This window comes from Streptomyces sp. NPDC005866 (genome assembly GCF_040629895.1).
Taxonomy (GTDB): domain Bacteria; phylum Actinomycetota; class Actinomycetes; order Streptomycetales; family Streptomycetaceae; genus Streptomyces.
The window spans coordinates 1-14,720 of sequence record NZ_JBEXWP010000021.1 but is presented as its reverse complement, the minus strand read 5'-3'; the positions used below and the strand labels follow the sequence as shown (position 1 = coordinate 14,720).

The window sequence follows — 14,720 nt, the reverse complement described above, 5'->3', positions numbered from 1 at the left end:
AGCCAACTTGGCGTCGCAGGTCAAAGGGCTGGTGTGCTCGTCTGTCGCGGTGCTCGCGCTGGTCGTGGGCGGCAGTCTGCGGAGTAGATCATCTGGCGGAGTTGTCTTCGGGAGCGGATCAAGCGTCGGGACAGGTCATGAGCGTTAGAGGTAGCGATCAGGCAGGGTGGACGGATGCCTGAGTCGTCCTTGCCCGGAGGTTTCGTCAATGCGGTCGTTCGTGTCGGGGACACGGTGCGCCGTCCAGCCTCGGCGAAGTTCGTGGGTGATCTGCTGAGGCTGCTTGAAGCCAGTGGCTGGGCTGGTGCTCCGCGGTATCTCGGTGTGGACGACGAGGGCCGTGAAGTCCTCAGTTACGTCGATGGCCACGTGGCATGGGAGCCGCGACAACCTGCTGCTGTGTCATCGGACGAGAGTCTGGTGACGGTCGCCCGGCTCGTGCGTGAGTTCCATGACCTGACGGCCGGCACCCCGCTGGCCGGAGATCAACAGGTCGTGTGTCACAACGACCTGTCGCCCAAGAACACGGTCTATCAGCTGTGCAGTGGCGAGCTTCGTCCCACGGCATTCATCGACTGGGACCTTGCGGCACCAGGCGAGCGGATCCACGACATCGCTCATGTCTGCTGGCAGTACCTCGATCTGGGCCCTTCGGTCACCGACGTCGAGAAGACGGCTCGGCGCATGAGGCTGATCGTTGACAGCTACGGGCTGTCGGCCCGGCAACGTCTCGTGTCCACGATCCTGTGGTGGCAGGACCGGTGCTGGCGGGGCATCGAGAACCAGGCCGATGCGGGTGACGTCGCCATGACCCAGCTCCGTGACGCTGGGGCGGTTCGGCAAGTTCAGTCGGCCTATCAGTGGGTTTCCGATAATCGGGGGGCATTGGAACGCTCAGTACAGTGAGCGCGTGGGCAACGGCCGCAGCCAGTTCGCAGGTTCCTTCCCGGGGGGCCGGACAGCCTTCTACGATCCGACGCGTGCTGGATCCCGAATTCTGGCTCGATCAGTGTTCAAGCTGCGTGGTCCGAGCATTGGATGGCAGCTGGATCCTCAGCGTGGACGATTGCCACACTGTGACACTCACCAGACTCACTCGTCTGCGGCGTTCATCGCCGACGACGAAAGAGGTCTGTCAACGCGGCTTGATGACCCAGGTCATCCGGTCCCGCTTCCAGGTGGCCGGAAAACGCCCCGTCCTGGCCGGCGGCCCGCCGATCCCGGGGCGGTAGACCTGTTACACGGTGACGGTGGATTCCGCATGGCGCGCCCGGATGCGGAACTTGGGTTTTTGTTCGACTGACCGGTGGTTCACACGACCAGGGTCAGGGGCACCCTATTCGAACACCACGAATATCTCCCACATATCGCCCGCACCCCTTGGCTGTGGCCGCCCCGTGCCCAACACTGATCCGATGACGCAGCGCGTGGAGCTCGCGACCGTGATGGACCGGCTGGCCGTGGACGGACTGGTCACCGACTACGCGGTGGCCGTCGACGACGGAGACTGGACGGCGTACCGCGGACTGTTCACCGCGGACGGACGGGCCGACTACCGGTCGGCCGGAGGGATCGAGGGGGACGCCGGGCAGGTGGCCGGGTGGCTCTCGGAGAGCCTGGCGCTGTTCTCGATGCGGCAGCATCTGTTCGTCAACCGCCAGGTGCGGTTCGGGATCCTGGAGCACGACACCGGGGACACCGCCCACCTTCAGGCCGACTACATCAACCCCATGCGCTTCGCCGGCGACAGCGCCTCCACCGCCCCGCACTTCGTGTGCGGCGGCCGCTACGCCTTCGCGTTCCTGCGCACCCGGGACGGCTGGCGGCTGCGCCAGGTGGCGGTCGAGGAGAAGTGGCGCAGGATGAGCGACCAGCGCGCCGCGGCTGTGCCGGACTGACCCCGCCCATGCCCCCTGTCGGAGATCCCCACCGGTCCCGCACACTGGACGGACCCGCAGGCAGGAGGCGATGCATGAGGACCGTCGAGCGCTGGCTCACCTCCCCGTGGCGGCGTTCCTGCGTAGCGGCGCTAGCGGGAGCGCTGCCGGTACTGGCCTTTCCGGCGCCGGCGCTGTGGTGGTTCGCCTATGTCGCGCTGGTCCCCTGGCTGCTGCTCGCGCGCTCGGCGCCCACCGGGCGGCGGGCGGCGTACGACGGCTGGTGCGGCGGGTTCGGGTTCATGGTCGCCGTGCACCACTGGCTGCTGCCGAGCCTGCACGTCTTCATCTTCCTGATAGCCGGGCTGCTGAGCGTGCTCTGGGCGCCCTGGGGCCGGCTGACACGCCGGCTGCTGGGCGGGACGCCATCACCGGGGCGGGCCGCGGCCGCGGTGCTGCTGCTTCCGTCGGGCTGGCTGCTGGTGGAGCTGGTGCGGTCCTGGCAGGGGCTGGGCGGCCCGTGGGGCATGCTCGGGGCCACCCAGTGGCAGGTGACGCCCGCGCTGCGGCTGGCCTCCGTAGGCGGGGTGTGGCTGCTGAGCTTCCTGGTCGTGGCCGTCAACGTGGCTCTCACCGTGCTCGTCTCCGTGCGCGAGGCGCGGGTGCCGGCGGTGGCCTCGCTGGTGGCCGCGGCCGCCGCGACCTCCGCCGCCTGGTTGTGGTCACCGCGCCCGGACGTCGACGGCCAGGTCCGCATCGCCGTCGTACAGCCGGGCATCGTCGACGGCACCGACAGCGGTGACCGGCGCTTCGCCCGCGAGGAGCAGTTGACCCGGCAACTGGCCGGACAGCGTCCCGACCTGATCGTCTGGGGCGAGAGCAGCGTCGGGTACGACCTCGGTGACCGGCCCGATCTCGCCCGGCGGATCGCAGCCCTCTCCCGGGAGACCGGCGCGGACATCCTGGTCAATGTCGACGCCCGGCGCTCCGACCGGCCCGGCATCTACAAGAGCTCCCTCCTGGTGGGCGCGGACGGCCCGACCGGGGACCGGTACGACAAGATGCGGCTGGTCCCGTTCGGCGAGTACATACCGGCCCGCTCGATGCTCGGCTGGGCCACCTCGGTCGGCAAGGCGGCCGGCGAGGACCGGCGCCGCGGCACCGAGCAGGTGGTGATGAACGTCGGCCAGGGGCTGCGGGTCGGCCCGATGGTCTGCTTCGAGACCGCGTTCCCCGACATGAGCCGGCATCTCGCGCAGGACGGCGCCGAGGTGCTGATAGGCCAGACTTCGACCTCGTCGTTCCAGCACAGCTGGGCCCCCGAACAGCACGCCTCGCTGGCCGCCCTGCGGGCCGCAGAGACCGGCCGCACCATGATCCACGCCACGCTGACCGGCGTCTCCGCGGTCTACGGCCCGGGCGGGGAGCGGCTGGGCCCCTGGCTGGGCACGGACGCCAGCAGGGCGGAGGTGTACGAGGTGCCGATCGCCCGCGGTGTCACACCGTTCGTGCGGTACGGCGACTGGGCGGTGGACGGCGCGCTGGTGGTGCTGGCCGGCTTCTGCCTGACCGAGGGGCTGCGGGCGGTCAGGCTGCGCCGGGGCCCCGCTGAACCGCTCGTACGACCTGCTCGCACAGTTCATGAGTCGCCAGTGCGTCCCGGGCGCTGAGCACCTTGCCGGCGCGGACGGCGTCGATGAAGGCGAGCACGGCCTGTTCGATGCCGCGCTGCCGGGCGACCGGCACCCAGTCGCCGCGCCGCCGGACCGTCGGCTGCCCCTTGTGGTCGATCACCTCGGCGAGGTTGAGGACCTGTCGCTTGGTGTCCTGCCCGGAGACCTCGAGGATCTCCTCCGCCGAGCCGCTGAGCCGGTTCATCATCCCGAGCGCGGTGAAGCCGTCCCCGGACAGTTGCAGGACCACGTGGTGCAGCAGGCCGTCGGCGACGCGGGCACGGACGGTGACGTCGTCGACCGGGCCGGGGGCGAGGAAGCGGAGGGTGTCGACGACATGGATGAAGTCGTCGAGGATCATCGTGCGGGGTTCCTCGGGCAGCCCGATCCGGTTCTTCTGCATCAGGATCAGCTCACGCGGGTGGTCGGCACACTGGACGTAGCCGGGGGCGTGGCGGCGGTTGAAGCCGACGCACAGCGACACGTTGCGCGCCTCGGCGAGCGTCACCAGCCGCTCGGAGTCGGCGAGCCGGTAGGCGAGGGGCTTGTCGACGTACGTCGGTACGCCCGCCTCCAGAAGCCGGGTGACGATCTCGGGGTGGGCGACCGTGGACGCGTGCACGAAGGCGGCGTCGAGATCCTGGGCGAGGAGGTCGTCGAGGGTCACGTGCCGGCGGCCGGCGGGCAGGTGGAGGCTGTCGGCCACCTCGGCGAGGGTGGCGGGGGTGCGGGTCTGGAGATGGAGTTCGAGGCCCGGCTGCGCGCTCAGCACCGGCAGATACGCCTTTCGCGCGATGTCGCCGAGTCCGATGCAGCCGACCTTCACTGACGCTCCCTAGCGGTTGCCTACGTCTGCCTGTGCGGAAGCATACGGGCCGATAATCCGTGGTGGGATCGGGCGGGGTGGGCGAGGATCCTGGCATGACGACCGAACGCCATATGCCCGCCGTTGACGCCGACGAACGCACCATGCTGGAGGGCTGGTTGGAGTTCCACCGGCAGACCCTCGCGATGAAATGCGCGGGCCTGACCGACGCCCAGCTGCGAATCGCCTCCGTGGAACCGTCCCCGCTGTCCCTCATGGGGCTGGTGCGGCACATGGCCGACGTGGAGCGGTCCTGGTACCGCAGGGTCCTCGCCGACGAGGCGGCGCCGCCGCTCTACTGGAGCGACAAGGACCCGGACGCCGAGTTCCGTCTCGGCGAGGCCGACACCTGGCAGGAGACGTACGCGATCTGGCAGGCCGAGATCGAGGCCGCCCGGCGCAACGCGGCCGGCTTCGGCCTGGACGACCTCTCCAAGGGCCGCCACCGCCACACCGGGCAGCAGATCAACCTGCGCTGGATCCACACCCACATGATCGAGGAGTACGCCCGGCACAACGGCCACGCCGACCTGATCCGGGAGCGGATCGACGGTGTGACCGGCGACTGACGTCAGTCTCGCACCCGCCGATCCTCCGTACGGGGCACGAGATCACCCGTGAGGGGCACCAAACTCGCCTCGACGCTGCCAACCCCCGCCCGGACCCAGCAGAGTTGCGCGGGTGCATCGAACGACCACCACCGCAGCGCTTCTGGTCACCGTGACCGTCTCGGCCCTATCCGGCTGCGTGACGATCCAGCGTCCGGCGGCGCCCGGCCCGCCACCCGGCACGGCGCCCTCGCAGCCGTCGGTGCCCCGCCCTGACGGCAGCGCCGAGCCCCGGGTGGTGCAGGCGCCGGTCAAGGAGGCCCTGGAGATGGTCGGCCCGCCCCGTCCCGCCCACCGGGCCACGCCGACCGCCGCCCACACCCCGGCGGCCCCTCCCCCGGCCCACCATCGAACCCCCGCCCCGCGCGCTGCCGAACCGCATCCCCACCCGCACCCGCACCGCGGCCCGCAGGCCGATATCCCCGACCTCTCCCGGTCCGTGCCGAAGGCACCGGACGTGTGCGCCCTTGGCCGGCAGTACGGCGGCTGGCGCGCGGGCAGCCCGGAGGCACGGATCTGTGAGCAGACGTATGGGCGTTGACGCGCCGAGCCAGGACGCGTGCGGCACGGGGCGGCGGTCGGCAAGGAGACCTCCGGCGCGGGTGCCATGACGCCGGCCGTCAGGGCCCCCGGGGCCGCCGGGGGGGACAGCCGTGGTGGCGGTGATCGACCGGTCCGCTCCAGGGCCTGTTGCGAAAGTCCCGCCTGCCCCGCGACGCCCGGCACGCACTCTCGCCGCACCGGGCACAAACCCAAGCACGTCCAGTACGAGGGCTTGCACCCGGCACCCCCCAGCCTCCGGCCGGGGGGACCCCCAGAGCACGCACCGGACGCCGCGGGGCCCGCCCTCCGGGCGGACGACGGGACTTTCGCACAGGCCCTAGTTCGGCCGCTGCCGCGGTGGGCCCCAGGAGCCGCCCTCCGGCGTGTCGTCCTCCCCCAGCCGCAACTCCAAACGGCTGATCGCGGCCCGCACCCCGTCGCCGTACCCGTCGTCGCCGAGGGCGGCGTCGGCCGCGCCGCGGGCCCGGCGCAGATGGGTGCGGGCGGCCTCGGTGCGGCCGAGCTTGACGTAGTCGGCGGCGAGATTCAGATACAGCGAGGGGTAGAAACCGCGCAGCCCGGCGGCTCCCTCCGCCTCCTCCGCCTCCTCCGCCTCGTCCGCCTCGTCCGCCGCCGACAACGCCCTCAGGTCCCAGGCGAGTTCGTCGGTCGGGTCGTCCTGAGTGTCGGCCAGATAGTGGGCCACGGTGCAGCGGTGCAGCGGTGCGCCGTGTTCGCCGATCTCCGCCCACAGGCCGAGCAGGCGCCGGCGGGCCTCCTCACGGTCCCCGGCGTGGTGCAGCATCACGACCTGCCCGATCCGTGTGAGCACGGCATCGGGTGCCGTGCGCTCCTGTCGCTCCGCCACCACGTCCTCCGAGCTGTCCGGATGTCTCCGACGACGCTAACCGGCGCCGGGGTTTCTCCGGGCCATCCGACCCGCTCCAGGACCGACGTGTTCCCACCCACCGCCCCGGGCTCCGCACGCGGGCGCCCCACCCCACACGGGACCGCGGCAACCCACCGCCCCACCCCCGAAAGGACTGCCGCGCCCACCGGCCCGCCCATTCGGGACCGCCGCCCACCACCGGCCGAACCGCACGGGAGCGCCCCCCCAACGGGCCCGCCCCCCGTCGGTCCGAGCCCCCGTCAGCCCCGTGCCCCGTCGGTCCGAGCCCCCGTCAGCCCCGTGCCCCCATTAGTCCGACCCCCGCCGACTAGTCCGACCCCCCGCCGGCCCGGCACCCCCGTCCGGCCTGGTCAGCGCCGCCCACCCATCGGCCGCACCCCACGGGACCACCCCCAGCAGCCCTGCCCCCGTCAGCCCCACGCCCCCGCCGGCCCGGCACCCCGCTCCGGCGTGCTCACCCCGGTCCGCCCTGCTCAGCGCCGCCCCGCATGCACACCCCCCTCCCGCATGCTCACCCCAGGTTCGGGATGCGCCAGTCGATCGCCTCGTGGCCCTGTGCCGCGACCGCCTCGTTGATCCGGGTGAACGGGCGGGAGCCGAAGAACTTCTTCGCGGACAGCGGGGACGGGTGGGCGCCCTGGACCACCACGTGCCGGGTCTCGTCGATCAGCCGGAGCTTCTTCTGCGCGTAGTTGCCCCAGAGGACGAACACCGCCGGGTCGGGCCGCTCGGCGACCGCCCGGATCACCGCGTCCGTGAACCTCTCCCAGCCCTTGCCCTTGTGGGAGTTGGCCTCCCCGGCCCGGACCGTGAGCACCGCGTTGAGCAGCAGCACGCCCTGCTGGGCCCACGGCATCAGATAGCCGTTGTCCGGCACCTCGAGGCCCAGCTCCTCCTTCATCTCCTTGTAGATGTTCCGCAAGGACGGCGGGGTCTTCACCCCGGGGCGGACGGAGAAGCACAGGCCATGGCCCTGGCCCTCGCCGTGGTACGGGTCCTGGCCGAGGACCAGCACCTTGACCTGGTCGTACGGCGTCGCGTCCAGCGCGGCGAAGACCTCCTCGCGCGGCGGATAGACGGGGCCCTTCGCCCGCTCGTCCTCGACGAACTCGGTCAGCTCCTTGAAGTAGGGCTGCTGCAGTTCGTCACCCAGAACCCCGCGCCAGGACTCGGGCAGCATGGCGGTGTCGGTCACGTCAACGTCCTCACGAATTGCGGTCACTTTCAGTTCCTGCCGATGCCCAAGAACCTACAGGCGACCACTGACACCGGGTGCCGGACGGCCGGTTCACCAGCTGGTCTTGCGGTGCAGCTCCCACATCATCATGATCGTCGACGGGTCGAGCGCCTGCTCGCCGCCGGAGACGTCGTCGCTGGCCGCGACGTACTGCCGTCCCTGCCACAGCGGGATCAGCCGGGCGTCGCTGACGAGGATCTGCTGGGCGTCCTCGAACGCCTTGACGACCTCGGCGCGATCGCTCTCGGTGCGCGACTCGGGCAGCAGCTTGCCGGTGATCACGGGTGACGGGTACGGCGTGCCCAGGGCGTTCCGCTCGCCGACGAACGGAGCGATGAAGTTGTCGGCGTCGGGGAAGTCCGGGAACCAGCCGCGCCCGAACACCGGGTACTCGCCCTTCTGGTAGCCGACGACGTAGGTCTTCCAGGGGCGGCTTCTGAGGGTGACGGTGAACAGCCCGGAGGCGTCCAGCTGTTGCTTGAGCTCCTGGAACATCCGGCCGGTCTCGGAGCCGTAGCGGTCGGTGGTGTACCAGAGGGTGAGCGGGACCTTCTGGGTGATGCCGGCGTCGGCGAGGATCTTGCGGGCCTTGGAGGCGCTGGGGTCGCCGTAGTCGTCGAAGAAGCCGGTGGTGTGACCGGTGAGGCCCGCCGGGACCATGGAGTAGAGCGGGTCGACGGTGTCCTTGTAGACGTTGTGGGCGATCGCCGAGCGGTCGACGATCTGGGCGACGGCCTTGCGCACGGCGGGCTGTTTGGCCCACGGGTCCCTGGGGTTGAACACCAGGTAGCTGATGTCGGTGCCGGCGCCGTCGACCAGTTGCAGGTTGGTGTCGGTGTGCGCCTCCAGGGTGACGATGTCGGAGGCGGCGAGGCCGCGGTAAGTGACGTCGATGTCGCCGGAGCGCAGGGCTTTGACCATGGTGGCCGAGTCCTGGAAGTAGCGGATGGTCACCGCGTCGTTCTGCCGGTCGGCGAAGCCCCGGTAGCGGTCGTTTCGGACGAGTTCGGCCTGCTTGCCGTCGTCGTACGACTTGAGGGCGTACGGCCCGGAGCCGTGCACCGAGTTGTCCTCACGCAGGGACTTCGCGGGGTAGTCGTCGGGGTCGACGATCGACATGGCCGGGGTGGCGAGCACGAACGGGAAGGTGGCGTCGGCCTTGTTGAGGTGGAAGACCACCTCGCGGTCACCGAGCGCCTGCACCCGGTCGAGGCTGCCGAGCAGTCCGGCGGGTCCACTGGGCGCGTCGATGGTCCGGATCCGGTCGATGGAGTACTTGACGGCCTGCGCGTCGAGCGGGTCGCCGTCGGCGAACTTCAGGCCGGAGCGCAGTTCGCAGCGGTAGGTGCGGTTGCCGGGGTCCGTGAAGGCGCAGTTCTCGGCGGCGTCGGGCTGCGGGGTGGTGGCGCCGTCGGGGTAGGCGAGCAGGGTCTGGTAGATGTTCCGGAACAGCTCCCAGGAGCCGTCCCAGGACCCGGCGGGGTCGAGGGTGCTGGGGGCGCTGGTGGTCCCGACGACGATCGGCCCGCTGTCGCCCGCGCCGCCGCTGGAGAACACTCCGCAGCCGGCCACCAGGGCTATGGACGCGACAGCGGCCACTCTTCGCAGGCCTCGGTTCCGGTTGAACACGCGCAAGCTCCTCGATCCGCCATACCAAGGGTCGGCGGCAGACCATACCGCAGCGTTGCCCGCCTGGAACCACCCTGGAAACACGGGCGTTGATCGAATGCGCCATGACGACGTTGTCATTTTGCTGTGCGGAACTTGTATGACCGGCCGGGCGTCGTTTCCGTCGTTGCTGCGACGAAATGTCTGTGACGAAGACGACGCCCGGAGGCGTCCCGGTCAGCCTGTGGTGCCGTCAGGCGATGCCGGCGTTGAGGAAGATGCCGCCGTCGACGACGAGGGTCTGGCCGGTGATCCAGTCGGACTGCCCCGAGGTGAGGAACGCGGCGGTGCCACCGATGTCGGAGGGCACGCCGAGCCGCTTGAGCGGGTAGCCCTCGGCGGCCTCCGCCTCCCGGCCCTCGTAGAGGGCCTGCGCGAACTTGGTCTTGACGACCGCGGGGGCGATCGCGTTGACCCGCACGCCCGGCGCGAACTCGTGCGCCAGCTGCTGGGTCAGGTTGATCATCGCGGCCTTGCTGATGCCGTACACGCCGATGAACGGCGAGGCCGACAGGCCGGCGACGGAGGCGATGTTGACGATGGCGCCGCCGTTGTCCTTCTGCCAGGCGTGCCAGGTCTTCTGGGCGAAGCCGAGGGCCGAGACCACATTGGTCTCGAACACCTTGCGGGCCACGTCCAGGTCGACGTCGGCGATCGGGCCGAACACCGGGTTGGTGCCGGCGTTGTTGACGAGGAAGTCGACGCGGCCGAAGGCCTCCATGGTGCGCTCGACGACCTCGCTCTGGTGGGCCAGGTCGTGGGCCTTGCCGGCGATGCCGATGGCCCGCTCGGAGCCGAGGCTCTCGACGGCTTCCTTGAGGGCGTCCTCGTTGCGGCCGGTGATGGCGACCCGGTCGCCGCGGGCGATCAGCGCCTCGGCGACGCCATAGCCGATGCCGCGGCTGGCGCCGGTGACGATGGCGACTTTGCCGGACAGCTCGGGCAGCTCAGGCAGTTCAGTCATGTTCGGTGATCCTCGATAGTCCCTGACGGCTCCTAGTCCAGCGGTCCGCCGGCCACGTACAGCACCTGGCCGGAGACAAAGCCGGCCGCCTCGTCGGTGAAGAAGGCGATGGCGTTGGCGATGTCCTCGGGCTCGCCGACGCGCTGCACCGGGATCTGGGTGGCGGCGGCGGCCTTGAACTCCTCGAAGCCCATCTTCACGCGCTCGGCGGTGGCCTTGGTCATCTCGGTGGCGATGAAGCCGGGGGCGACGGCGTTGGCGGTGATGCCGAACTTGCCGAGCTCGATGGCGAGGGTCTTGGTGAAGCCCTGCAGACCGGCCTTGGCGGCGGAGTAGTTGGCCTGGCCGCGGTTGCCGAGCGCCGAGGAGGAGGACAGGTTGACGATCCGGCCCCAGCCGGCCTCGACCATGTGCTGCTGGACGGCCTTGGCCATCAGGAAGGAGCCGCGCAGGTGCACGTTCAGGACGGTGTCCCAGTCGGACACGGACATCTTGAACAGCAGGTTGTCGCGGAGCACACCGGCGTTGTTGACCAGGATCGTCGGGGCGCCGAGCTCCTCGACCACCCGCGCCATCGCGGCGGCGACCTGGGCCTCGTCGGAGACGTCCGCGCCGACCGCGATGGCCTTGCCGCCGGCCGCGCTGATCTTCTCGACGGTGTCCTTGCAGGCTGCCTCGTCGAGGTCGATCACGGCGACCGCGCGGCCCTCTGCGGCCAGTCGTACGGCGGTGGCGGCGCCGATACCGCGTGCGGCACCGGTGACGACCGCGACCCGCTGCTCAGTGGTGGACATTCCTGTGTCTCCTCGCCCTTGAGAGAACCTGATCGAGTGAGCCCGCTCACGGAGCCCGCCCTGCGGTGAGCGACCGCTTAGTACCTTCAGTAGAGGTGACGCTAGAAGCCCTGGCACGCGGTGTCAACGTCCCACCGCGCGGGTGTGATCCATTACCTCACCAGGAGGTCCAGCAACCGCTCCGTCTCGGCGGCCGGATCGAGGGTGAGCCCGGTGTGCACGGGACCCGGCTGTACGACGGTGGAGCGGGGCGCGACGAGCCAGCGGAAGCGCCTGCCCGGGTCGTCGCCGGCGGCGTGTCCCGCCGCCTCGCCGCCCGCGCAGACGCCCTCGACCGCCCCCAGCGCGGCCCGCACCCCGGCGACGTCCGCGTCCGGGTCCAGGGCCAGCAGCCGGGCCTCGTCGAGATGGGTGCGGGCGCCGACGTACGTCTTGGCCCGGCAGTAGACGATCACGCCCGCGTTGATGCACTCGCCGCGCTCCACGCGGGGTACGACACGCAGCAGGGCGTACTCGAAGACATCCCGGTCGCCGCCCTGGCCGGCCCGGGTGATGTGGCGCTCGGTCACATGTCCGGCCATATGGATGTGGGTCTGGCTCACTTGGCCCCCTTGATGCCGGTGATGCGCTCATGGATGACGGCGGCCCGGTCGAGCAGCCGCCGGGCGTAGGCTCGTCGCAGGTCGTCGGGGGTGTCGAAGCCAGGTTCCCCGGCGAGCCAGACGTCCGGGATCTCGGCGGTGACCTCGGCGAGCAGGTCCTCGGTGACCCGGGGTGCCAACTCGGCGGCGGCTGCCCGGACGTCGGGAGCGAAGCCGCTCAGCGCGTGGTCGGCGGCGTCGTACGGGCGGGCTGCGGAGGCCTCGGCGGCGGGCCAGTTGTGCTGCCAGATCATGGTGGCGCCGTGGTCGATGAGCCACAGGTCGCCACGGTGCACCAGCAGGTTGGGGTTGCGCCAGGAGCGGTCGACGTTGTTGATCAGAGCGTCGAACCAGACGATCCGTCCGGCCTCCTCGCGGCTCACCGTGAAGGCGAGCGGGTCGAAGCCGAGGGCGCCGGAGAGGAAGTCCATGCCGAGGTTGGTGCCGCCGCTGGCCCGCAGCAGCTCCTGCACCTGCTGCTCGGGTTCGCCGAGCCCCAGCACCGCGTCCAGTTCGACGGTGACCAGACGGGGCATCCGGAACCCGAGCCGGCGGGCGAGTTCACCGCAGACCACCTCGGCGACCAGCGTCTTGCGGCCCTGCCCCGCGCCGGTGAACTTCATGACGTACGTCCCGAAGTCGTCGGCCTCGACGAGCCCCGGCAGTGAGCCACCCTCACGCAGGGGCGTGATGTAGCGGGTCGCGATGACCTCTTTCAACATTTCCCCAGGTCACCCGTCTCTTCAACCTTGCAATCCACGGCCATCGTCGACGGCGGTGCGCCCCTTGGCCCCGGCCTCCGGCATGAAGTGAGCATAGTAACCGAGGGTGATCGCGGGCGAGGAGTCACGTCAGGGCCACTCGTGAACACCCCCGCTATCCGAGGCGAGGAGCGCTCTGGGGCGAGAACCCTTGGCGGCACCCTGTGCGGGGCCTGCTTGCTCACTGGACGCGGCGGCTTCTCAGGCCCCGGCACAGCGCCTCGACGATGGAAAGCTGGCCGTCTCCCCGACCGACCGGGCCACGCATGATCCCTTGCGGCACTATGCCGCAGCCTGCGAGCGCGGCGGCTTGCCCGTCTTCGGCAACGGGGAGCAGGTAGCGACGGTAGTGGCAGGACCGCGACCAGCCGCTGACCCTCGCCGTCCGCGAGTTCGCACGCGGAAAACTACGCTCATGACGACCTGCCAATCCTACAGACACCACGTCGTCGTCACCGGCGAGCCGATCACCGACCCGGACGAGACCCAGAAGGCACGCCACCCGCCTGCCAGGCGGCGCCCGGTTGTGCGTCACCACGGCCCGGGACCGAACAACACCGTCCTCCGAAGTAGTCGGCTGGCCCCCCGCCACCCTGACTGGTCAGCGAAGCATCGCCGCACTGGAGGCGGTCCGAAATATCCCCTCAGGAATGATCCAACTCAATTCGATTTTCAGCCTCACCGCTGCCCATGGACACGCTGACACGTTCTCCCGGAAACAGTCCCAGGATAAGCATTCGGGATCGCACATGTTTCTGAACAGGAGGGTTCCAGGTGCGGGTCCCGCTGTCGAACGTCGCGATCTCCACGGAGTTTACGGATGCAGAAGTGACGATCTGGAAGGTGCGGATCATCTGATACCCGTCGTCATCCTGGGGGCACGGTTGGCCGTAGCACGTCGAGGTTCGCTTCCTCGACCATGGCCGACGCGGCAGCCTCCGCGAGCGCGGATCCCACGCCCTGGACTTCAAAGCCGGGTTGGACCTCGATGTGCGCAAAGACCGACAACAGTCGTCACGCTGCCAGGACACCCGGTCACCCGGCTTGAGCGGGAGAGGCGGCAGGTCGGGATCGCGCAGCGGGGATCCACCGAAACCATCGATGGCACCAAAGCGTTCTCCAAGGCGGCGGTGTTGGCCTGGGGCCTGCCTGGAGTCGTGATGACGTGGCGGGGAAAAGGGTTGAGGGGATGATCATCGGGCTGGTAGCTTTCACTCGACCGTGAAGCCGCCCGAGGAGGTGAGACCCATGAACGCTGTATCCATGTGGGTGCTCCCCCTCTCGTCACGGTTGGGCGATTGACGTAGGTGTCGCCAGGAGCGCCTCGACAACAAGGCACTCCCGAAAGGCAACATCCCATGCAGTCTCTGCAGTTCACCGCCGAGTCGTCGTCGAACGGCATACTTGAGCGCGACTTCACCGTGGGCGGTGTCCCCGGTGTCCTCTGGTCGCCGGCCTCCAACGCAGCCGACCGCGCGCCCCTGGTCCTGATGGCCCACGGCGGCGGCACCCACAAGAAGCACGCGGCGATGTCCGGCCGCGCACGGCTCCTTGTGGCCGGCTGCGGCTTCCACGTCGCCGTCCTCGACGCGCCCGGTCACGGCGACCGGCCGCGCACGGCGCACGACGAGGCGGAGATCGCTGCCCTGTTCGCGGCACGGGCGGCAGGCGAGCCGGAAGGCCCGATCGTCGTGCGCTACAACGACCACCTGGCGGAGCTGGCCGTGCCCGAGTACCGGGCGATGCTGAACGCCCTCCAGGAGCTCCCGGAGATCGGCACCGACGGGCCGGTCGGCTTCTGGGGCATCAACATGGGCACCGCGATCGGCATCCCGTTCGTGGCGGTCGAGCCCAGGATCTCCGCCGCGGTCTTCGGCCAGCACTGGCCCGATGTCCTGGGCGAGAAAGCGAAGCAGATCACCATCCCGATCGAGTTCGACCTGCAGTGGGACGACGAGCACATCTCGCGCGAGGAGGGTCTCGCGCTGTTCGACGCCTTCGCCTCGAATGAGAAGTCGTTGCACGTGAACTCGGGCAGGCACAAGGAGCTGCCCAGGTTCGAGGCAGACAGCGCGGTCCGGTTCTTCGCCCGGCACCTCGGCGGAGCAGTCACCGCGTCGGCGTGACCTGAGCGGTTGCGGCGCCCCGGCACCGGCAACTGTCACGTCTACGTCGACGC

General features: G+C 70.1%; 14 protein-coding genes and 1 pseudogene. 6 read left to right on the top strand and 9 right to left on the bottom strand.

The genetic code is table 11. The features are described from left to right. Positions 1 to 174: 174 nt before the first annotated feature. The gene (locus tag ABZ396_RS27590) at positions 175 to 906 is read left to right on the top strand and encodes a phosphotransferase (RefSeq protein ID WP_358923861.1); all 732 of its coding nucleotides are present in this window, start codon (positions 175 to 177) and stop codon (positions 904 to 906) included. A gap of 235 nt (positions 907 to 1,141) precedes the next feature. On the opposite strand, the pseudogene ABZ396_RS27585 reads toward ABZ396_RS27590, so the two are convergent. Next, positions 1,142 to 1,315: pseudogene (locus tag ABZ396_RS27585) on the bottom strand (DUF4291 family protein); the annotation flags it as partial. A gap of 100 nt (positions 1,316 to 1,415) precedes the next feature. On the opposite strand from ABZ396_RS27585, the gene ABZ396_RS27580 reads away from it, so the two are divergent. After that, positions 1,416 to 1,898, top strand: a complete 483-nt coding sequence (locus ABZ396_RS27580) for a nuclear transport factor 2 family protein (RefSeq protein ID WP_358923862.1) — start codon at positions 1,416 to 1,418, stop codon at positions 1,896 to 1,898. A 74-nt stretch (positions 1,899 to 1,972) separates the two neighbouring features. Continuing rightward, positions 1,973 to 3,547, top strand: coding sequence for an apolipoprotein N-acyltransferase (gene lnt, locus ABZ396_RS27575; RefSeq protein ID WP_358923863.1), 1,575 nt, complete (start codon positions 1,973 to 1,975; stop codon positions 3,545 to 3,547). Here the strand turns inward: lnt and ABZ396_RS27570 are convergent. Next, entirely contained in the window at positions 3,465 to 4,376 is a 912-nt protein-coding gene (locus ABZ396_RS27570; RefSeq protein ID WP_358923865.1) for a Gfo/Idh/MocA family oxidoreductase, read from the bottom strand. The genes lnt and ABZ396_RS27570 overlap by 83 nt on opposite strands. Positions 4,377 to 4,471: 95 nt before the next feature. Here ABZ396_RS27570 and ABZ396_RS27565 point away from each other — a divergent pair, with 95 nt between their 5' ends. Both ABZ396_RS27565 and ABZ396_RS27560 read left to right on the top strand, forming a co-directional pair. Beyond that, positions 4,472 to 4,984 carry a DinB family protein gene (locus tag ABZ396_RS27565; RefSeq protein WP_358923866.1) on the top strand — a complete coding sequence of 171 codons (513 nt, stop codon included), beginning with the start codon at positions 4,472 to 4,474 and terminating at the stop codon, positions 4,982 to 4,984. Positions 4,985 to 5,096: 112 nt separating this feature from the next. Continuing rightward, complete coding sequence (locus ABZ396_RS27560) at positions 5,097 to 5,564, top strand: hypothetical protein (RefSeq protein ID WP_358923868.1); 468 nt, start codon at positions 5,097 to 5,099, stop codon at positions 5,562 to 5,564. 339 nt (positions 5,565 to 5,903) lie between these two features. On the opposite strand, the gene ABZ396_RS27555 is transcribed toward ABZ396_RS27560, so the two are convergent. From ABZ396_RS27555 to ABZ396_RS27525, 7 genes are all read right to left on the bottom strand, one after another. Further along, on the bottom strand, positions 5,904 to 6,434 hold the full coding sequence (locus ABZ396_RS27555; protein ID WP_358923870.1) for a hypothetical protein: 531 nt from the start codon (positions 6,432 to 6,434) through the stop codon (positions 5,904 to 5,906). Positions 6,435 to 6,987: 553 nt separating this feature from the next. After that, positions 6,988 to 7,671 carry a uracil-DNA glycosylase gene (gene ung / locus ABZ396_RS27550; RefSeq protein ID WP_358923872.1) on the bottom strand — a complete coding sequence of 228 codons (684 nt, stop codon included), beginning with the start codon at positions 7,669 to 7,671 and terminating at the stop codon, positions 6,988 to 6,990. A 93-nt stretch (positions 7,672 to 7,764) separates the two neighbouring features. Continuing rightward, positions 7,765 to 9,342, bottom strand: coding sequence for an ABC transporter substrate-binding protein (locus ABZ396_RS27545; RefSeq protein ID WP_358923874.1), 1,578 nt, complete (start codon positions 9,340 to 9,342; stop codon positions 7,765 to 7,767). 232 nt (positions 9,343 to 9,574) lie between these two features. Next, positions 9,575 to 10,345: an SDR family oxidoreductase gene (locus ABZ396_RS27540; RefSeq protein WP_358923876.1), complete on the bottom strand. Its 771-nt coding sequence runs from the start codon at positions 10,343 to 10,345 to the stop codon at positions 9,575 to 9,577. A gap of 32 nt (positions 10,346 to 10,377) precedes the next feature. Beyond that, positions 10,378 to 11,139 (bottom strand): 3-oxoacyl-ACP reductase FabG, encoded by a 762-nt coding sequence (gene fabG, locus ABZ396_RS27535; protein ID WP_358923878.1) that lies wholly within the window; start codon positions 11,137 to 11,139, stop codon positions 10,378 to 10,380. A gap of 152 nt (positions 11,140 to 11,291) precedes the next feature. Then, on the bottom strand, positions 11,292 to 11,720 hold the full coding sequence (locus tag ABZ396_RS27530) for a DUF3037 domain-containing protein (protein ID WP_358923891.1): 429 nt from the start codon (positions 11,718 to 11,720) through the stop codon (positions 11,292 to 11,294). A gap of 17 nt (positions 11,721 to 11,737) precedes the next feature. Further along, on the bottom strand, positions 11,738 to 12,502 hold the full coding sequence (locus ABZ396_RS27525) for a HipA family kinase (RefSeq protein ID WP_358923880.1): 765 nt from the start codon (positions 12,500 to 12,502) through the stop codon (positions 11,738 to 11,740). A 1,397-nt stretch (positions 12,503 to 13,899) separates the two neighbouring features. On the opposite strand from ABZ396_RS27525, the gene ABZ396_RS27520 reads away from it, so the two are divergent. Next, a complete protein-coding gene (locus tag ABZ396_RS27520; protein ID WP_358923882.1) occupies positions 13,900 to 14,667 on the top strand; it encodes an alpha/beta hydrolase in 768 nt (255 codons plus the stop codon). The last annotated feature ends 53 nt before the right edge of the window (positions 14,668 to 14,720 follow it).